The following is a 19,355-nucleotide window of genomic DNA, read 5'->3' as shown; positions in this document are numbered from 1 at the left end:
ACCCCTATCCCCCAGAAAGCCGCAGCGGTCCGAATCGACCATCTTCTCGACTTATGTGAAGATAACTCACAGAAACACGCCTGAGAAGATATCGGGACTTGGCAATACCTGAAATTGCAGAAATCTCGACCTCGAACGCGTGATAGCGCTTCCGCCTACCATCGTCGGGCGGAGGCAGCGCGTCAGGCAACGGCACGCTCCTTGCGCATCGACTGGATTTGCAGCAGTGTGTCCAGGTTCTGGTTGACGCGGCAGTAGAACTCCTCATCGATGAACGGCCGCAGCATGAAGTCGTTGCCGCCAGCCTTGAGGAAGCGCGCCGACAGCAGCCGGTTCGACGATGACGACACCCCGATGATGCGGAGTTCATGTGAGCCGATGCTGGCGCGGATGCGCCGGGTCAGCTCGAACCCATCGATATCGGGCATGTTGTAGTCGGTGATCATCAAACCGATGTCGCGGTTCGCCTTGAGAATCTCGAGCGCCTTGGCGCCGCTGTCTGCTGTGCTGACCCGGAAATTGTAGCGCTTGAGACGGCTTGACAGCAGGGCACGAGCCGTCGGGCTGTCGTCGACGATCAAAACGTGGTGACGATGATTGGTGAGGAATCTGCAGATCGATTCCGCAAGCAGGTCGACTGCAAAGACATTGTCCTTGAGGATATAATCGACAATGTCCTTGGCCATCAGCTTGTCGCGCATGCCTTCCTGGAAGGTGCCAGTGAAGACGATGGTCGGGATGCTGAGATCGACCAGATACTCCAGAGCCTCGCCGTTCTCAGCACCAGGCAGGTTGATGTTGGAGATGGCGAGCGTGATCGGGTCGGTCGACTTGTCGTAGGACAACTGCAGCTCTTCGAAATTCCGGCAGATTTCCACGTCGATATCGAAGAGCTCCTTCAGCCGCTTGCCTATCATCGACGTAAATACGTTCGAATCCTCAGCCAGAATAATGCGCACATCAGCGAACATGCCTCCGGAATATTGCATTCCCGAAATACCCAAAAACGCCATTTCGAAACCTTTTGATGAAACTCCTGTCCCCGGCTGAAATCGGTACAGTACCCGGTTTGAATAAGTATTAATCGACCGCCTTCGCTGACCAACAAAAAGGCGGCCACGAGGGCCGCCCTGATATTCTTCAAAACATGCTTAAAAGACTATGCGCGCAGCGCCGCATTGTCCGGATCGAAGGGGCTCTCGCCGACGACGGTCGCGTTGTACGTCGTGCCGAGGATCTTGATCTTAAGCTTCGTGCCTTCCTTTGCGTAGTCCGGCCGCAGCATCGCCAGCGCAAGCGAACGATTGATACGGAAGCCGAACGTGCCGTTTGTCGCACGCCCGACAAGTTCGCCCGCCTCGTTGTAGATCGCTTCCGAACCGCGGGCATCGACATCATTGCCGGTCTCGACGACGAGGGTTGCGAAGTTCCACTTCAGACCCTTATCCTTGTAGGCCAGCAGCCCCTCGCGGCCGAGGAATTCCTTCTCTGGCTTGATGAAGCGATCGAGTGCCGATTCATAGGCGTTGTACTCGATCGACATCTCGCGCGGGATGAGGCGGTAGGACTTCTCGACCGACATCGACAGCATCGCGCGAATACCGAAGGGCTTGATACCGAATTCGGCTCCGGCTTCCATCAGCTTGTCGAAGATGTAGTTCTGCATCTCGATCGGGTGGTGCAATTCCCAGCCTAGCTCGCCGACGAAATTGACGCGCAGCGCATGTGCGCTCGCAACGCCGATCGAGATCTCCTTGCCGGAAAGCCACGGGAAGTCCTTGTTCTCAAGGCTCGTACGCGTGAGCTTCTTGAGCAGATCACGTGACTTCGGACCGGCAAGCACGAGCACGCCGAGCCGCTGCGTGATCTGCTGCAGACGAACGGAGCCGTCGGTGGGCGCGAGCTTGCGCAGATAGTCATGGTCGTGCGCCTCATAGGCGCCCGCCGAGACAAGGTAGAAGCGGTTCGGAGCCCATTCGTAGACGGTGAACTCGGCACGCACGCCGCCGTGAACTGTCAGCATATGGCAAAGAGCGATGCGGCCGCGCTTCTTCGGGATGGCGTTGGCGAAGATCGATTCCAGCCAAGCGCGCGCCCCGGGGCCGGAGACTTCCATCTTGGCGAAGGCGGACATGTCGAGCACACCGACGTTCTTGTGCACGTTCATGACTTCGTTGCCGACATGCTCGAAGTAGTTCGAGCGACGGAACGACCACCGCTCGAGGATGCGACCGTCCTCTTCCGGGTCAGAGTGATTATGGTTGGTGAGAACATCCTCACCGACGCCGATCTGATCCTTCGGCAGGTCGTAGCCTTCAGGCGCAAACCAGTTGGCGCGCTCCCAGCCGTAGACCGAACCGAAAACAGCGCCCAGCTTTTTCAGGCGGTCGTAGACTGGCGTCGTCTTCAGCGGACGGGCGCCGGCACGCTCTTCATCGGGATAGTGCATGGTGAAGACATTCGCGTAGGCCTCTTCGTTCTTGGCGATGAGGTAGCCTTCGGTTGCATAGGGACCGAAACGACGCGGATCGACGCCCATCATGTCGACGGTCGGCTCGCCATCGACGATCCATTCCGCCAGCTGCCAACCGGCGCCACCGGCAGCCGTGATCCCGAAGGAGTGCCCCTCGTTGAGCCAGAAATTGCTGAGGCCCGGTGCGGGACCGACGATCGGGTTGCCATCAGGCGTATACGCGATGGCACCGTTGTACACTTTCTTGATGCCAACCTCGCCGAAGGCCGGGACGCGGGCAATGGCAGCCTCGATATGCGGCATCAGGCGATCAAGCTCTTCCTGGAAGAGTTCGTATTCGCTCTCGTCCGATGGGCCGTTGACGTAACAGACCGGTGCTCCGTGTTCATATGGCCCGAGAATAAGGCCGCCGTTTTCCTCGCGCATGTACCAGGCGCTGTCGGATTCACGGAGCACGCCCATCTCCGGCAATCCCTTGGCTTTGCGCTCGAGGATGGCCGGATGCGGCTCGGTGACGATGTACTGGTGTTCGACCGGGATGACCGGAATGTTGATCCCGACCATCTCGCCGGTCTTGCGGGCGAAGTTGCCGGTACAGCTGATGACATGCTCGGCGGTGATCTCGCCCTTGTCTGTCGTCACCTTCCACAGGCCGTCCGGCTGCTGCTCGATTGCCGTGACCGTGGTATTGCGGTAGATCGTGGCGCCGCGGTCACGCGCGCCCTTGGCGAGCGCCTGCGTCAGGTCGGCGGGCTGGATATAGCCGTCGTCTGGGTGCTGGATCGCACCGAGCAGACCGTCCGTCTCGCAGAGCGGCCAGATTTCCTTGACCTGTTCCGGTGTCAGCACTTCGACCTTTACGCCGATCGTTTCAGCGATGCCGGCATAGTACATGTACTCGTCCCAGCGATCCTTGGTGCGTGCCAGGCGGATATTGGAGACCTGGCTGAAACCGACATTCATGCCGGTCTCCTGCTGAAGCTCCTGATAGAATCGAACGGAATACTTGTGGATCTGGCCGACCGAATAGCTCATGTTGAACAGAGGCAGCAGGCCGGCGGCATGCCACGTCGAACCGGAGGTCAGTTCCTTGCGTTCGATCAGGACGACATCGTCCCAGCCCTTTTTGGCAAGGTGATAAAGCGTCGAAACGCCAACGACGCCGCCGCCGATGACCACTGCGCGCGCATGTGTCTTCATGGAGAATTACCCTCTGTTCTACTAACCTGTCCGACGAATGCCGCCGACGGAAATCGCCTTTGCGAACTATGCAGCGAGGCCGGGTTTGCCAAATGCCTGTTTACGACATGGGAAAAGCTTGCCGCGACTGCGTGCAAATAGGCAAGCCACAAAAGGCCTCTGGCCGAAAATCGGTGGACAAAAATTGTGATCAGAGAGGACCGTCGTTCACTTTACGACGGCAGATCCCTTGATGATGTCGATTGTTTCGCCGCCATCGAGACCAATCCGATCACCGTCAGGCGCGGTGATGAAGCAGCCCGACCGGCAGAACGTCTCCGATGCGCCGGGATCAAGCACCAGCTGCATCTTGTTGCCGCCCTCGGTAAGGACGATCACAACAGCGGCACTGTCGGTGTTGGTAATGGAAGCTGCGTGAGTTTGGCCTGCGGCCACGAGTGAAAGAAACAGTACGACGGCAAATCTTGCCATGCAGTGCGGCGCGGATGAAGCGCCCTCCCTTGGAGCGTCTCGGCGCTGCTGCCCCAGCAACGAAAACCCGATTGCAGGCGGTATACAGCGACCGCTCTGAACGATCGCTGAACAACCCCTTCACCCCTTGAGATTGCCATCAGCCGACTTGCCGCGCAACCGGCGCACCGTGCCGGCCTCCTCGTCCAGTTCGCTCGTCTCGGAAACGTCCTCGGCCGGCGGCTTACCTGCGTTGGCCGCCGCTCCAACCTGCTCGGGCTGTCGATGGAACACGATGTCGCTCTGCGGAAGAGGTATCTCGATACTCTCCTCCCTGAACCGCTTCAGGATCGCGATGCGGAGATCATTCCTGACCTTCAGGCCATCCCCCATGTCGGCAAGCATGAAGCGAAGCTCGAAGTCGAGCGAATACGGCCCGAAGCGGAGGAATTCCACATGCGGTTCGGGATTGCGCAGGACCACGGGCACCGCGTTGACGAGCTCCAGCAGGATATCCATGACCTTCTGCGGGTCGGAATCATAGCTCACCGAGACCGGTATCTCGGAGCGTCCCATCTTGTTGCGATGGGTCCAGTTGCCGACAGACGCGTTGATCAGCTCGGAATTCGGCACGATGATCGACTGCTTGCGGAATGTCTCGATTTCGGTCGCGCGCACGGAAATCCGCTTTACGATACCTTCAGCAGTGCCGGAGACCACGTGGTCGCCAACCTTGAATGGCCGCTCGACCAGCAGGATCAGGCCGGAGACGAAGTTCGACACGATGTTCTGGAGGCCGAAACCGATACCGACCGAAAGTGCCGAGGCGACGAGTGCGAAGCTCGAGAGGTCGATGCCCGCGGCAGAAACGCCGACGATCGCCGCAAGACCAACGCCGAGATAGCCGATACCCGTCTTGACCGAGTTTCGAACGCCAAGGTCGACATGGCTGCGCGCCATGACGTTGCTGTCAAGCCAGCGCTGGATCCAGCGCGTCAGCAGGTAACCACCGGCAAAAAGCAGGATGCCGGTCATTATCCCGACCAGCGAAATGCTGATACCGCCCAGCCGGACCTCCGTGAGAAGGCGATAGGCGATGAGTTGAAGATCCTGGATATGGAAGCCCCACAGGAGCAGTACCAACGGGATCCCAACCATCAGCGCGATGGCGGAGATACACATGCCGACCAACAGTCCCGCCTGATCGATGGCGACCGGACCAAGCTTGAAGCGCTTTTGGAGGAAGCGACCAAGCGATGTCTCACCGAAGGTTTCGCTGCGCGAAATCGCCTTCCCCGACAGCAGACCAATATAGGTCGTGACGATGATTGCACCGGTGATGATCAACTGTGTTGCGACGAAGCGCGCAAGCCCGACATAGCCGGTCAACGCCGTTATGATCAGACCTGCACCCAGCACGCGCAGAATGATCGCCATGCCGCGGGGCCAATGGCGTCCCGGCGCATCGGGATCCCCGTTTCGCGCTAGCATCGGCCGGCCGAACGAAGCGGCGATGAGGATGAAACCAATGATCAGGGCCGCGGTCAGACTCTTGACGACGGTCAGGACGAGCGGAGACCCCATCGCTTCGCTGATGCTGCCGAAGAGGTAGTCAAGCGCATTGACGACCGCCATCGCAAGCAGGCAGGCGCCGATCGAGCTCGCACCGCGGTTGGAAAGCCTGACAAGACGCCAATGCGGCTCCCTTGGCGCGAACACTGCATTGGTGAAGCGCCTGACGAAATAAATCAGCCCGATCGATCCGAAGAGCGCGCCGATGATCGGCGCGATATCCGGCCTTAGAACGTTGAAACTATTGAGGAAGAAGTAAGACGTCACCAAGAGGGCAGCAAGCGCAAACGTGCGGATCAGCGTCGACCAGAAAGCGATCGAGAGGCGGTTGATATAGGAGGGCTGCTCGTCCGTCTCCTTGCGCTGAAGGTAGCGACCAAAAATGCGGTAGCCGCCAGACAAGAGCACCATTGCCGTCACGAGGGACATGAAGATGGCCGCAAAGAAAGCGAAAGCCTTGAACTTCAGTACGAATCCCAACCAGCTGCTCAGCGCCTGGACGAATTCCGAGCCTTCCTGAACGAAGGCGCGTGCTGCATCGCCGAGAACGGAAAACGAAATGTCGGTGCGCCGCAGCAAGGTGGCGGCAAAAAGCTGACGGCGGGTTTCGGCAATGCGGTTGCCGAGCTTGCCGATGGAGGCGGACAGCGTTTCGGCATCGCCCGTAACGGCGTTGATCTGGGCGCGCTCCGCCGTCAGGGCGTTACGCTCGGTCGTGACGATCTCCGCCTCCGCCGGCTGACCTTCCTTCGGTGGATCGCCGAGCTCGGTCAGGCGGTTTTTGATCTGGTCGAGCCGCGGTCTGAGGCCAACGGATATGTTGAGAACCGAGCGGCCAAGTTCGTCGGTCTTTCCAGCGAGAGCCACCAGCGCGTCGTCATCGTCACGCTTCTGCTTGACGCCATCCTCCAGCGAAGCGAGGTCTTGCTTTGCCTTCTCGATCGCTTTCGCGGCCTGCTCGATTGAGCTGTCAGCGACAGACGCCTGCTCGGTCGCTTGCGGCGGCTGCGAGGCCTGCGGTGCGGGCGTCTGGGCGCTCGCAAGGTTCGCGCCCACGCCCGCCAGCGCTGCGACTAGGAGAATGCGAAGCAAGAGTCGTGTCGGCCGCAAAATATCCCCGCTCGGGTTTGCTGGATCGGATTGGATTCCAGCTTTTCATAAGAAAGAAAGGCGACAGAAAGGCGACGCGATCAGAAGCCGGCGCCCGGCTGCGCCAGATATTCCAGCTCTGCCGCTGTCGATTGCCGCCCGACGAGGGCGTTTCGATGTGGAAATCGACCGTACACTTCAATCACCTCCCGGTGGCGAAGCGCATAGTCGATATATTCCTCATCGCCAAGCGCTCTGAACAACGCCACGGCACGCTCCTGCTCCTCCAGATCTTCGCAATGCTCGAAAGGCATGTAGAAAAACGTCCGGCATTCCGGGCTGACTTTCTGGTCCGCTCCAGCTTCCAGCGCAAGCTTTGCCTCGCTTAGCGCAAGCCCGTCGGTGGCGAATGCAAGCGGTGTCGCGCGATATATGTTGCGCGGAAACTGATCGAGCACGATCACTGCGGCAAGCCTGCTGCTCGGGGTCGAGCGCCATTCCTCCGTCACGCCACGCGAGAGTGCAAGATGGGTGTCACGAAAGCGCTGGCGAATATCCCGATCAAAGTCCAACGTCGCCTTGAACCATTGATCCCGCCCACACTCTTCGAACCAGAAGTCGAAGACCTCCTGAGGCGTACAGACATGTCCGAGTTCCATGTATCCTCCCGACAAAGGCCGACCGATTGCAAAGCGACCGACTATTTCGTGCCGATCTTGTGACCCGACACCTCGGCGCCGGCATCCGGCGCCAGCTGCAGGAAGCGCAGTGACGATATGATGCCGATTGCTCCCACGACAAGAAACGCCCAGCGGAAATCGATGAGCCCCGGACCTTCGACGCTACGCAAAGCGACAGAGATGTTCAGCGCCGCCGCCGCGATCGCGACGCCAAGCAACATCGAAACTTGCTGCAGCATGCTTGAGAGCGTCGAAGCCGAACTGCGTTGTGCCGGATTGATATCGGCAAAAGCCAGGGTGTTCAGCGCAGTGAATTCCATCGACCGCGAGAGGCCCGCAATCATCAGCAACGCGTAGATCATTGCGCGTGGCGTCTCGGGCACGAGAAAGCCGCAAGCCGCAATCGACAGCGCAGCAATCATCCCGTTGAAGAAGAGCACGGTGCGAAATCCAAGCTTGGCAAGCAGCGGCGTCGTCACGGCTTTCATACCGAGATTTCCAAGGAAGTAGACCAGCAGATAGGCACCCGCCTCGATCGAGCTCAATCCGAAACCGAGTTGGAAGAGGAGCGGCAAGAGGAACGGCGTGGCATTGATCGCGACACGGCTCGCCGTCCCGGCAGAAAGGGTCGCAATCGCATAAGTCTGCACCTTGAAGGCGGATAGATCGAGCAGCGGATTGCCGACCCGCAGGAAGTGTCGCGTCGCCATGACCGACAGCACAATGCCGGCCGCGAGCATCAGCAGGATCGGCAGCAGGCCACCATCCCATTTCACGGAAAGTTCGAGCGCCGCCAGCAGGAAAGTCAGCCCGCCAGCGCTGAGAGCGAACCCGAGTGCATCGAGCCGGCCGGCATTTTCTTCGCGCTGTTCCGGCACGAAGCGAAGAACCAACGCCATGCCGAGCACCCCGATCGGCAGATTGATGAGGAAATTCCAATGCCAGCTTGCATAGGTCGTAATGAAGCTGCCAAGCAGCGGGCCGATAACGGGAGCCGTCAGCGCAGGCCAGGTGATCAGAGCGATCGCTTGTACGAGTTCCGATTTGCGAGCATTTTTCAGGACAATGATGCGGCCGACCGGCGTCATCAGTGCACTGCCCGCGCCCTGCACAGCGCGTGCCACGACAAATTCGGCAAGCCCGTCGGACAGCCCGCAGAACAGCGAGGCGATCGTGAAGACAGCAATGGACGCCATGAAGACGCGCCTTGCGCCGTATCGATCCCCAAGCCATCCCGAAAGCGGGATGAATGCCGCCATCGTCAGCATGTAGACGGTGATACCGATACTCATCGAGACCGGTTGAACGCCGAAACTCGCGGCCATCTGCGGCAGCGACGTGGTGACAATAGTGCCATCGAGAATCTGCATGAAAAACGAAACGGCAACAACCAGTGCTACGATCTTTGCCCTGCGGATGCTCTCCGCATCGTTTTTCTCTGTCATCTGCATAGCTGTCATTGATCTGCCGATGTGAATTGGAAGCAGTCGGATAGAACGGGCGGAAGCCGGACCCGATGCGTGCCGAACAGCACGACCGCTAGATAGGCCGATCAGCGCAACGCGGAAAGAGAAAATCCTGAAATCTCAAAGGATTTTGATCGCCGAGAGGCCACCCAGGCACGCCGCAGGCAACTCGTTCTACGCGAAATTTCGAAGCAAAAACAATTGACAGCTACATCTTCTGCGGCCACCGTGGCGCGCAGGGGCAGCGTCAACGTCATTTCAGCGGCTGCGCGGTGACACCCGCCCTCCTGACACAACATCGCCTCGCCATTCACGTGACCGGACTCGGAGCACAATTCGATGATCGACACGCTGCTTGTTCTCAACACCGGCTCATCGAGCCTCAAGTTTCAGATTTTCGAGGATCAGACCCTAAACGTGCTGATGAGCGGCAAGGTCACCGGCATAGGTGACACGGCTGAGATGTGTGCCAAACTCCCCGATGGACAAGAGACGCGAACCTCCCTGCCCGCAAATACCAACCACGATTCGGCCCTTAGCGCCGTAGTAAACCTCATCGGCGGACACGACCACGCCTGGCACATAGCGGCCGTTGTGCATCGCGTCGTCCACGGCGGACAAGCTTTCGTAGAGCCCGTCATTGTCACGCCCGAGGTGATGCGTCGCCTCGAAGCGCTGATCCCGCTGGCGCCGCTTCACCAGCCGCACAACCTCGCCGGCATCACCGCTTCGACCAGACTCGCAAGCGGTGCGCCCGATATCGCTTGCTTCGACACCGCCTTCCACGCCGGGCACGACAAATTGACCAGCAACTTTGCCTTGCCAAAAGACATGCGCGACAAAGGCATCCGCCGTTATGGTTTCCATGGACTTTCCTACGAATGGATCTCGCAGGTGCTGTCCAAGGACTATCCGGACCTCCATGCCGGCCGCGTTGTCGTCGCCCACCTCGGCAACGGCGCCAGCCTCTGCGCGCTGAGGAACGGCATCAGCGTCGACACCACGATGAGCATGACCGCGCTCGACGGCATACCGATGGGAACGCGCAGCGGATCAATCGATCCCGGCGCCGTTCTCTATATGCTTCAGGATCTGAATCTTGGCGTCGAGACGGTCCGGGATATCCTCTATGAGCGTTCCGGTCTGAGGGGATTGTCCGGCATCAGCAACGACGTCGAGACCTTGCTCCGCAGCGACGATCCGCAAGCCGCCTTTGCCCTCGAATATTTCGCTCTGAGAACGGCCCAGCATGCCGCGATGATGGCCGTCTCCATGGGGGGCATCGATGCCTTTGTCTTTACCGGCGGGATCGGCGAACACGCCGGTCCGGTCCGCGATTCAATCCTTGGAAGGCTCCGCGTCCTCGGCGATTTCAAGACGCTCGTGATCCCGACAAACGAGGAGCGCCTCATGGCAACGCACGCCAAAAAGCTCCTCTGCTCGGCAGCCTGAGAAGGCTCCGATCAGGCTAGGGCCAGCTTGTCAATAAAGCCGCTGACCCCCTTGACGTTCTCCACCAGCACACGGATGGCGCGCCGCTCCAGTTCGCTGGATACCGTCCCTTCAAGTATTGCCCTGGAATCATGAACCGATACCTTGATCGCATCGGTGTCGAGACCAAGGTCGCCCTGCAGTCGCGCGCGAATGGCACGAGCGAGGGCATCGTCACCACTCGCCGTTCTTGCCGCCGGCGCCGCAACGATGCCCTTAAGGAGATCGATGCGGCTGACGATGCCGAGAAGGCGCTTGCCGCTGACGACGGGAACGCGCTTGATCTTGTGCTGAAACATGACTTCGGCGACGGCCGCCGCCGGTGTTTCCGGCGTAACGCTGATCACGCTCGCGGACATGACATCAAATACCCGCCAGCTGCGGCTACGGATGTAGTCGTCGAAATCGACGAGCGACGTATTATCAGGATTGCCGGCCGATCTACCACCGCCGAACTCGATGCGTCGCATGAGATCGCCCTCCGTCAACAGGCCACAAAGGTTGCCATCGTTGTCGATCACAGGCAGGCCGCTGATATTCTTGGCAACCATCAGGTCTATTGCCTGATGCACGCTGCTGTCGGCGCTGATCGTCGTGATGTCGGTGTTCATGATGTCTTGAGCAAACATGATAATCCCATTGCACTCTGGAGGAAGTCGAATGGTGCCCGTCTGATGCTTGGCGCTAACAGCGACACATCTGCCACGGAAAATATTGCGCAAATCAGCGCGCAAGTCGATCAGGGATCGCGACCTTAATTTCAACCTCAGAGATCAGTTTTAGATCATGCGCAAAGTAGTTGCAATGACACGGCGCGGACGGATCGGTCGTGAAGCGGAGGCGCTGCGCCGGATGCGGGACCTTCGCCTTTCTGCGATCGTCGGCCGGAGAGTTCAATGGCAGCTATGTGGCGCTTTCAGCCGAGAACGTTCCTGATGGCTCGCATGAAGGCCCGAGAACCGGTGGCAATCAGCTCATCGGGAAAGTCGTAGTCGGGGTTGTGCAGTCGGGGATGATCCTCGCCTGCCCCGAGGAAGAACATGGCAGCCGGCGCCACGGTCCGGAACAGACCGAAGTCTTCCGACGCTTTCATCGGCAGCAGGCTGCTTGCGCTATCATGGCTGACACCCTCGTCATCCAGCGCGCGCCGCAACTCCGTAACCGCTTCGGCGGAATTGTAGCACTGGTGAAACACGTCCTCATAGCTGATCTCTACCCGTAGCTGTCCGGCCTTCGCCTGTGTCAGCACAAGTTCCTCGGCGCGTGAAACCAATGCAGTCATCGCTTCATCCGTCAGCGTCCGTAAGGTCGCCCAGATTTGCGCCTCACCGGGGCTTATGCCGAAGGCCGGCTCACCGAGACGCGCATGTGTGACCGTGATCAGCGAGTAATCCGGTCCGAGCGGCTGATTGTTGCCCGATGCCGTCAGATCATTGAGCAGCCGGGCCAACACGAAAGTCGGTGCGATGCCCTGCTCCGGATAGGAAGCGTGCGATGTCTTGCCCTTTAGAACGATCTTCATTCCCCGCGACGCACAATTGACCGGTCCCTCCTTGAGAAGGACGTGGCCAAGCGGGATCCCCGGGAAATTGTGAAGCGAGAGCGACATATCAGGCGTTAGCGTCGCAAACTTCGGATCCGCAAGCACCGCCGCTGCGCCTGCACCGTTCTCCTCGGCCGGCTGGAACATCAGGATTGCGCGCCCTCTCGCGGGCCGCATCTGCCCGAGCCCCTTCGCGAGTGCGATCAGGATCGCCATATGGCCATCATGGCCGCACAGGTGGCCCTTGCTGGGTACGGTCGAGCGGTGTGGTATGTCGGCGATTTCCTCGATCGGCAGACCATCCAGTTCCGCACGGATCATGATCGTAGGACCTGAAATCGCCCCCTCGTAAACCGCTGCGAGGCCATGTCCGCCGATGCCTGTAATGATCTGATCGGGTCCAGTTGCACTCAGCTTTTCTGTCACCCGCAATGCGGTTTGTGCTTCCTCCCCAGAGACTTCTGGATTGCGATGAAGTTCTCGCCGAAACATCGCGATTTCGCTGAGCTCTTCATCCGTCAAAAACATCGTCTGCATCCTCGCAATACACATGGCCTTTACTGCGCGAAACGCGCGAGGCTCGAACCTAGCCTGTCCGTTTTTCGTCGTCGATGGCGAAGTTCGCTGCATAAACCCCCGCTTTTCCGCAACTTCACATTTGTATATGTAAGTTGGTATTCGCAGGAGAAGTTCATGGAAGCAGAAGACCCCGATCGGTACCGTGCTCCGGCGCTGGACAAAGGGCTCGATATCCTTGAGCTTTTGGCCGGCGTCGAGGAAGGGCTGACCCAAGCGGAGATCGCCAAACGCCTCGATCGCAGCCCTAACGAATTTTATCGCATGCTCGATCGCCTCGTGCGCCGCGGCTACGTGACCAAGCTTGAGGGTGATCGGTTCACCCTCACACTTAAACTCTTCGGCCTGTCCCAGTTGCATGCGCCAACGCGCCGATTGGCGTCCTTCGCCACACCACTGATGCGCGACCTCGCGCAACGAACCAAGCAGGCAAACCACTTGGTTGTCTTTGACCGCGGTTCGGCTGTGGTGATCGCCCAGCACGAGGCGCCGGACTATTGGGGTATCTCGATCCGCGTCGGCTCGCATATCAGCCTTTTCGACACCGGTTCCGGCCATGTGCTTCTCGCCTTCCGAAGCGATGAAGAGCGGAAGATGATGATCGCGGAGCATGCACGGAGCCGCGATGAGGTGAAACTTGGCCCGGAATTTTACGAGCGTCTCGCCCATATCCGCGAGCGCGGCTACGAGATGATGGCAAGCGCGCAAACAGCGGGCGTCCACAACCTTTCGGCGCCGATCCTTGGGCCAGACGGGCGCTGCATCGCAGCTCTCACCTGTCCCTATATTGCTCTGGTCAATGCGCCAACTGCACCCGACATCAGCCAAGCGATCACCATGGTCATGAAGACGGCGGGCGAGCTTTCGCTGCTGGCCGGCTCTGACGTCAGAACACCGGCATAGGCTCAAGAGCTCGCCGAGAGCGCATTTCGGCTAGTCGCTTGCCGGGGGCACCGTCTTGGAGCGCTCGTCACAGTATTTTTGAACGCGCCCCCACGCAGCTTTAAGGCCACTGTCAGCTAGCGGTCCCATTAGAATTCCTGGCGACGATTTGCGATGCCCCCAAGCAAAACCATCATCATGGCTGGGCATGCTGCCGCAAGGCAGGCAAGCAGCAAGGGAGATGACACATGAATGTACTATTGGTTGAGGATAACATCCTACTGGGAGACGCCGTGCGCGATCACATCGCCGCCGACGGTCATTCAGTCGATTGGTGCCTCAACCTCGCGGAAGCGACAGAAGCGGCCGGAACCGGCAGCTACGGAGTAATCTTGCTCGACCTGCGGCTACCTGATGGCAACGGCCTTACTCTCCTGAAGGCGCTTAGAAGACAAGCGAACGCCGTCCCCGTCATCATTCTGACGGCGCACGATCAGACCTCAGATCAGATCGAGGGCTTGCAAAGTGGCGCAGACGATTTCCTGGTGAAGCCGTTCGGGCTTTCCGAGCTCTCCGAGCGCATGAAAGCCGCAAACCGCAAGCACTGAGAGCTGACTTGGCCGCCAGAAGGAGGTGACCGGTAGAACGCTCTCGGGTAGCCACTGTGGCAGCACTGCTGAACCCCGGCTATCTCATCACTGGACGCTCGCGACCTTATCCGTCTTCCGCCGACACGCGGCGAAAACATCCAGATGCGGATCATACACCTTGGTCGCCACGTCCATCAGCCCAAGCACACTATGGAAGAGGTTGTCATGCGAACGGGAGTCATCCGTTTGCTTGGCCATGCAGCTCATCTCGAAGCCGGCGGACTTGGCGAGATCTTCACCGACCCAGACAAGGAACGGCACATGCGTCTGCTGCGACGGCGCCACGATATAGGGCGCACCATGCAGGTAGATGCCGTTCTCACCAAGCGATTCCCCGTGATCCGACACGTAGATCGCTGCACCCGCGACTTTCTCAGAATGCTGCTTGAGCTTGTCGATGACAGTCGAAACGACGTGATCCGTATAGAGGATCGTATTGTCGTAGGCGTTGGTGATCTCTTCGGCCGTGCAACTGCCAAAGTCATTGGCCCTGCAGTCGGGAACGAAGCGTCGGTACTCATCGGGGTAACGAGCGAAGTAGGCCGGCCCGTGACTGCCGAGCTGGTGCAGGACCAAGACGCTGTCGCCCTTCACGTGATCGAGCCAATCGTCGACCTTGTCGAGAAGGATGGCGTCGAGGCACTCACCCTCCTTGCAAAAGCGTGCATCGTTAGACTGCGGCAGCGAGGCATAGGCGACGCGGTCAGTCACGTGATAGCTGCCGGTATCGTTGTCCAGCCAGGCCACGTCAACCTTGGCGTGGCCCAACACATCGAGAAGGTTCTCGGTCGCGAGCCCCTTGCGATGGGTATAGGCCGTTCGCGGATAGATGGAAAACATGCAAGGAATCGAGATTGCCGTCGCTGTACCGCAGCTGGTCGTATTCGGGAAATAGATGACGTTCTGCTTTTCGAGTTCCGGATTGGTCTTGCGTTGGTAGCCGCCCAGGGAGAAGTCATCGGCACGCGCCGTCTCGCCCGCGACGATAATCGTCACGCGAGGCTTGTTGAGGCCGGCAGTGTTAACCCGGTGTGCATCCGTGCCGAGCGGTGCGGCGACCACATGCGCATCCTCCTCGGACGAAACGGCAAAGCCAATGGTGCTGCTGATCGGCGCAAACGGATTTAACCTCTCGAGGATGTCCCTATGAGCCCGCCCGACGCCCGCAAAGGCCCGATAATCGCCGAATCCGACTGTGGCGAAGACCGCCAGGCAAGCCAGAATCACGCCCGTATTGTGAGCAAGCTTGGACAGCACGGGGCGATGCCGGATACGCAGCCACATGATAAGAAGCGACGGCAATATCCCAGTGAGCAGCATATGAAGCACAAAGCGCGCGGTTATCAGATGCCCCGCCTCCGCGCCCGTCGACACTGCCGCGTTGCGGATCATTTCCTTGTCCACGATCACACCGAACTGATCGGTAAACCAGGAGCCGGCAGCTGCTGCGAGCACAAAGAAGATTAAAAACGGCTTGGTGACATACTTGGCCGAGAAAGCCGTGATAATTGCCGTGCTGATCGCTGAAATGCCGATCACAAAAAGCACGAATGACAGATGATCGGCAGCGAAATCACTGTATGCGGCGCTCCAGAACGAATGATTTGTCACCGAAAGAAGGTAGAGGGTCGTCACAAGGCAAAGCGTCACGCTACCGATTGCGGGCCGCCAGTCGATCAGGCGGGCCTTGGTGGCACTATCTTTCAATTGGTCGTCTCCGCGTCCAGATTTGGCGTCGACGGAACCAGGATTGGATCATAGGTAGTTCATGGCCGCCGATAATATTCGCCAGCCATGGCCGTGTTTTCTGACAGTCACCTGAACGCTTGAAGGCGAAGCGTCGCAGCCGCATCTAAAGGGCGGGCATACATTGAGCGATTCAGGCCAGCGGATTGCCGTATTGCGCGCCGGACAGCGTCCGCGACACGGCATTACGCCAGCCGGCGATCTTCGTCTGCCGTTCGGCCTCCTCCATCGACGGCTGGAACCGCCTATTGCAAGCCCAGGCCTTTCCAAATTGCTCGTGGTCCGGCCAGACCGCCGCTCTCGAACCTGCGAGCCAGGCCGCGCCCAGCGCCGTTGTCTCCAGAACAGCGGACCGGTCCACCGGATTGCCGACCACATCGGAAAGGCGCTGCATCGTCCAGTCAGAGCTGGCCATGCCGCCATCGACGCGCAGCACCGTCTCGATGTGATGGCCGCCCCAATCCTTCCGCATCGCGATCAGCAGATCGAGCGTCTGGTAGGCCACGGATTCGAGCACCGCATGCGCCAATTCGGCCGGGCCGCTGTTTCGGGTCAAGCCGAAAATTGCACCCCGCGCCTCCGGATCCCAATAAGGAGCCCCGAGCCCCGTAAACGCCGGCACCACATAGACTTGCTGATTGGGATCGGCCCGCATCGCCAGCGTGCCGCTCTCCGATGCCTGTGAAATAAGGCCAAGCCCGTCGCGGAGCCATTGCACGGCTGCACCGGCGATGAAAATCGAGCCTTCCAACGCATAGGTCGTCTTGCCGCCGAGCCGATAGGCGATCGTCGTAATCATCCGGTTGCTGGATACCACGCAGTCCCGCCCTGTGTTCAGGAGGGCAAAGCAGCCTGTCCCATAGGTCGATTTCATCATGCCGGGCTTGAAGCAGGCATTGCCGATGGTGGCGGCCTGCTGGTCGCCGGCAACACCGAGGATTGGGATGGCCGCGCCAAAGATTTCCCGATCGGTGACGCCGAAATCGTCCGCGCAGTCCTTGACCTGCGGAAGCATAGCTGCCGGAATCCTGAGAAGGCCAAGAAGCTCCTCGTCCCACCGACCCTCCGTTATATTGAAAAGCAGCGTTCGCGAAGCGTTGGTGGCGTCCGTGGCATGAACGCGTCCGCCGGTCAGATTGAAGATCAGCCAGCTGTCGACAGTGCCGAAACACACTTCACCAGCCTCGGCACGCTCCCGCAATCCGTCGACATTATCGAGCAGCCAGCGCAGTTTCGTTCCGGAAAAATAAGGATCCAGTAGCAGACCCGTCTTAGCGCTGAAGAGCTTCTCGTAACCGTCAGCCTTGAGACTGTCGCAGACTTCAGCCGTGCGCCGGTCCTGCCATACGATCGCCTTGTAGAGCGCCCTGCCTGACTTTCGCTCCCAGACAACGGTCGTCTCGCGCTGGTTGGTGATACCGATTGCGGCGATATCGGCCACTGGAACGTTGGCGTTTGCCAAAGCTTTCCGTGCCGTATTGACCACCGTGGTAAAGATCTCATCCGGGTCATGCTCGACCCAACCTGGTTGGGGATAGGATTGCTTGATCTCCTCCTGTGCAGACGAAATCATCTTCATCCCGGCGTCGAAGACGATCGCGCGCGAGGACGTCGTGCCCTGGTCGATCGCGAGAATATGGCCGCTCATTGTCTTCTCCGGCGCAATAGTTCGCCCAGCCGCCGCGAATGCGCCAGCTCATGCGATAAGTCGTTCCCTAGAGGCGGTTGGTGCCGACGGCGACTTTGCGCCGGCGGCATTGCTGTTGGCCGGGCCTCGTACCCGACCAAAAGTAGCCGATCAGTTCGACTGCCAGCTCTTGACCAGTTCGTCGTAGTTGACGGTAACCGGCTTTTCCTTCTCGTTCTCGATCTTCAGCTGGGGAGCGAGGTTGCCCTTGGCGACTGCGTCCTTGTTCCAGTATTCGAGATCATGCTCTTCGGCGAGCTTCGGTCCGATATCGCCCTGAACCTTGGCGCGCTCCAGGCGTTGCAGGACCTTTTCCTGCTCGGCGCAAAGCGAATCCATGGCTTCCTGCGGGGTCTTCGCGCCTGACGACGCATCGCCGATCGCCTGCCACCAAAGCTGAGCAAGCTTCGGATAGTCAGGAACGTTCGTGCCGGTCGGCGACCACTGCACGCGGGCCGGCGAGCGGTAGAACTCGACCAGACCGCCGAGCTTCGGAGCGCGTTCGGTGAAGCTCTTGTCGCGAATGGTGGATTCGCGAATGAACGTCAGACCGACGTGGCTCTTCTTGACGTCGACCGTCTTCGAAGTGACGAACTGCGCATAGAGCCATGCAGCCTTGGCGCGATCGTCAGGCGTGGACTTCATCAGCGTCCAGGAGCCGGCATCCTGATAGCCAAGCTTCATGCCGTCCTTCCAATAGACGCCATGCGGCGACGGGGCGAAGCGCCACTTCGGCGTGCCGTCCTCGTTCACAACAGGCAGACCCGGCTTGACGAAATCGGCGGTAAAGGCCGTGTAGGTGAAGATCTGCTGTGCGATCTCACCCTGAGACGGGACCGGGCCGGACTCCGAGAAAGTCATGCCCTGGGCCGCTGCCGGAGCGTAGGCCTTCATCCAATCCAGGTATTTCTGGATGGAATAGACCGCTGCCGGGCCGTTGGTGTCGCCGCCGCGTGCAACACACGAGCCGACCGGGCGTGAGTTCTCATCGACCTTGATGCCCCACTCGTCGACCGGCTTGCCGTTCGGGATACCCTTGTCACCATTGCCGGCCATGGAGAGCCAGGCATCAGTGAAACGCCAACCGAGCGACGGGTCTTTCTTGCCATAGTCCATATGGCCGTAGACCTTCTTGCCACCAACGTCGCGGCCGGTAAAGAACTCGGCGATGTCCTCATAGGCAGACCAGTTGACCGGAACGCCGAGCTCGTAACCGTACTTCGCCTTGAAGTCGGCCTTGTTCTTCTCGTCGTTGAACCAGTCATAGCGGAACCAATAGAGGTTCGCGAACTGCTGATCCGGCAGCTGATAGAGCTTGCCGTCCGGAGCCGTGGTGAAGGACTTCCCAATGAAGTCGTCGATGTCGAGGTTCGGGTTGGTGACGTCCTTGCCTTCGTTGGCCATCCAGTCCGTCAGGCTGCGTGCCTGCTGGTAGCGCCAATGCGTACCGATCAGATCCGAGTCATTGATGTAGGCGTCGTAGATGTTCTCGCCCGACTGCATCTGCGTCTGCAGCTTTTCGACGACGTCGCCTTCGCCGATCAGGTCATGCGTGACTTTGATACCGGTGATGGCCGTAAAGGCCGGCGCCAGGACCTTCGATTCATACTCATGCGTGGTGATGGTTTCGGAAACCACCTTGATATCCATGCCGGCGAACGGTTTCGCCGCATCGACGAACCATTGCATTTCCTTTTCCTGGTCGGCGCGGGGAAGCGTCGAGAGCTCGCCGACCTCCTTGTCCAAAAAGGCTTTCGCCTCGTCCATGCCGGCATAGGCGGAGCCCGCCATGGCCAGCAACATGCCTGCTGTTGTCGCTAGTAAATGCTTTCGCATAATATCCTCCCAGG

14 protein-coding genes are annotated in these 19,355 nt (G+C 59.4%); 3 read left to right on the top strand and 11 right to left on the bottom strand.

Annotated elements, in window-relative coordinates; genetic code table 11:
• Positions 1-182: 182 nt before the first annotated feature.
• The 6 genes from FHX09_RS17565 to FHX09_RS17540 form a co-directional block, all read right to left on the bottom strand.
• Positions 183-1,013, bottom strand: a complete 831-nt coding sequence (locus FHX09_RS17565; protein WP_132592833.1) for a response regulator — start codon at positions 1,011-1,013, stop codon at positions 183-185.
• Between the two features lie 146 nt (positions 1,014-1,159).
• Positions 1,160-3,673, bottom strand: a complete 2,514-nt coding sequence (locus tag FHX09_RS17560; protein ID WP_007788405.1) for an FAD-dependent oxidoreductase — start codon at positions 3,671-3,673, stop codon at positions 1,160-1,162.
• A 207-nt stretch (positions 3,674-3,880) separates the two neighbouring features.
• On the bottom strand, positions 3,881-4,144 hold the full coding sequence (locus FHX09_RS17555) for a hypothetical protein (RefSeq protein ID WP_132592831.1): 264 nt from the start codon (positions 4,142-4,144) through the stop codon (positions 3,881-3,883).
• 120 nt (positions 4,145-4,264) lie between these two features.
• The gene (locus tag FHX09_RS17550; RefSeq protein ID WP_132592829.1) at positions 4,265-6,805 is read right to left on the bottom strand and encodes a mechanosensitive ion channel family protein; all 2,541 of its coding nucleotides are present in this window, start codon (positions 6,803-6,805) and stop codon (positions 4,265-4,267) included.
• Between the two features lie 80 nt (positions 6,806-6,885).
• Positions 6,886-7,443, bottom strand: a complete 558-nt coding sequence (locus FHX09_RS17545; RefSeq protein ID WP_132592827.1) for a DUF924 family protein — start codon at positions 7,441-7,443, stop codon at positions 6,886-6,888.
• Positions 7,444-7,484: 41 nt separating this feature from the next.
• Positions 7,485-8,924, bottom strand: a complete 1,440-nt coding sequence (locus FHX09_RS17540; RefSeq protein WP_183721618.1) for an MFS transporter — start codon at positions 8,922-8,924, stop codon at positions 7,485-7,487.
• A gap of 345 nt (positions 8,925-9,269) precedes the next feature.
• Here FHX09_RS17540 and FHX09_RS17535 point away from each other — a divergent pair, with 345 nt between their 5' ends.
• Positions 9,270-10,382: an acetate/propionate family kinase gene (locus FHX09_RS17535; RefSeq protein ID WP_007788415.1), complete on the top strand. Its 1,113-nt coding sequence runs from the start codon at positions 9,270-9,272 to the stop codon at positions 10,380-10,382.
• Between the two features lie 11 nt (positions 10,383-10,393).
• Here FHX09_RS17535 and FHX09_RS17530 read toward each other — a convergent pair whose 3' ends face one another.
• Together FHX09_RS17530 and FHX09_RS17525 are read right to left on the bottom strand one after the other, a co-directional pair.
• The gene (locus FHX09_RS17530) at positions 10,394-11,050 is read right to left on the bottom strand and encodes a CBS domain-containing protein (RefSeq protein WP_007788417.1); all 657 of its coding nucleotides are present in this window, start codon (positions 11,048-11,050) and stop codon (positions 10,394-10,396) included.
• A gap of 287 nt (positions 11,051-11,337) precedes the next feature.
• A complete protein-coding gene (locus FHX09_RS17525; protein ID WP_183721615.1) occupies positions 11,338-12,492 on the bottom strand; it encodes an amidohydrolase in 1,155 nt (384 codons plus the stop codon).
• 165 nt (positions 12,493-12,657) lie between these two features.
• Here FHX09_RS17525 and FHX09_RS17520 point away from each other — a divergent pair, with 165 nt between their 5' ends.
• Both FHX09_RS17520 and FHX09_RS17515 read left to right on the top strand, forming a co-directional pair.
• Positions 12,658-13,443 carry an IclR family transcriptional regulator gene (locus FHX09_RS17520; protein WP_007788420.1) on the top strand — a complete coding sequence of 262 codons (786 nt, stop codon included), beginning with the start codon at positions 12,658-12,660 and terminating at the stop codon, positions 13,441-13,443.
• 227 nt (positions 13,444-13,670) lie between these two features.
• Positions 13,671-14,030 carry a response regulator gene (locus FHX09_RS17515; protein ID WP_007788424.1) on the top strand — a complete coding sequence of 120 codons (360 nt, stop codon included), beginning with the start codon at positions 13,671-13,673 and terminating at the stop codon, positions 14,028-14,030.
• An 87-nt stretch (positions 14,031-14,117) separates the two neighbouring features.
• Here FHX09_RS17515 and FHX09_RS17510 read toward each other — a convergent pair whose 3' ends face one another.
• From FHX09_RS17510 to FHX09_RS17500, 3 genes are all read right to left on the bottom strand, one after another.
• On the bottom strand, positions 14,118-15,779 hold the full coding sequence (locus FHX09_RS17510; protein ID WP_132592823.1) for a phosphoethanolamine--lipid A transferase: 1,662 nt from the start codon (positions 15,777-15,779) through the stop codon (positions 14,118-14,120).
• 172 nt (positions 15,780-15,951) lie between these two features.
• Positions 15,952-17,466, bottom strand: coding sequence for a glycerol kinase GlpK (gene glpK, locus FHX09_RS17505; protein ID WP_132592821.1), 1,515 nt, complete (start codon positions 17,464-17,466; stop codon positions 15,952-15,954).
• 150 nt (positions 17,467-17,616) lie between these two features.
• Positions 17,617-19,341, bottom strand: a complete 1,725-nt coding sequence (locus FHX09_RS17500) for an ABC transporter substrate-binding protein (protein WP_183721612.1) — start codon at positions 19,339-19,341, stop codon at positions 17,617-17,619.
• Positions 19,342-19,355: the final 14 nt, after the last annotated feature.

This window comes from Rhizobium sp. BK538 (assembly GCF_014197575.1).
In the GTDB taxonomy this organism is placed as follows: Bacteria; Pseudomonadota; Alphaproteobacteria; order Rhizobiales; family Rhizobiaceae; genus Rhizobium.
This window is presented reverse-complemented; position numbering and strand designations above follow the sequence as displayed.

Excerpts from the sequence above, each read along its gene's own strand:
- FHX09_RS17530 (WP_007788417.1), bottom strand. The coding sequence starts at position 11,050 with ATGTTTGCTCAAGACATCATGAACACCGACATCACGACGATCAGCGCC.
- FHX09_RS17555 (WP_132592831.1), bottom strand. The coding sequence starts at position 4,144 with ATGGCAAGATTTGCCGTCGTACTGTTTCTTTCACTCGTGGCCGCAGGC.
- FHX09_RS17540 (WP_183721618.1), bottom strand. The coding sequence starts at position 8,924 with ATGACAGCTATGCAGATGACAGAGAAAAACGATGCGGAGAGCATCCGC.
- FHX09_RS17525 (WP_183721615.1), bottom strand. The coding sequence starts at position 12,492 with ATGTTTTTGACGGATGAAGAGCTCAGCGAAATCGCGATGTTTCGGCGA.
- glpK (WP_132592821.1), bottom strand. The coding sequence starts at position 17,466 with ATGAGCGGCCATATTCTCGCGATCGACCAGGGCACGACGTCCTCGCGC.
- FHX09_RS17560 (WP_007788405.1), bottom strand. The coding sequence starts at position 3,673 with ATGAAGACACATGCGCGCGCAGTGGTCATCGGCGGCGGCGTCGTTGGC.
- FHX09_RS17545 (WP_132592827.1), bottom strand. The coding sequence starts at position 7,443 with ATGGAACTCGGACATGTCTGTACGCCTCAGGAGGTCTTCGACTTCTGG.
- FHX09_RS17565 (WP_132592833.1), bottom strand. The coding sequence starts at position 1,013 with ATGGCGTTTTTGGGTATTTCGGGAATGCAATATTCCGGAGGCATGTTC.
- FHX09_RS17515 (WP_007788424.1), top strand. The coding sequence starts at position 13,671 with ATGAATGTACTATTGGTTGAGGATAACATCCTACTGGGAGACGCCGTG.
- FHX09_RS17535 (WP_007788415.1), top strand. The coding sequence starts at position 9,270 with ATGATCGACACGCTGCTTGTTCTCAACACCGGCTCATCGAGCCTCAAG.
- FHX09_RS17500 (WP_183721612.1), bottom strand. The coding sequence starts at position 19,341 with ATGCGAAAGCATTTACTAGCGACAACAGCAGGCATGTTGCTGGCCATG.
- FHX09_RS17520 (WP_007788420.1), top strand. The coding sequence starts at position 12,658 with ATGGAAGCAGAAGACCCCGATCGGTACCGTGCTCCGGCGCTGGACAAA.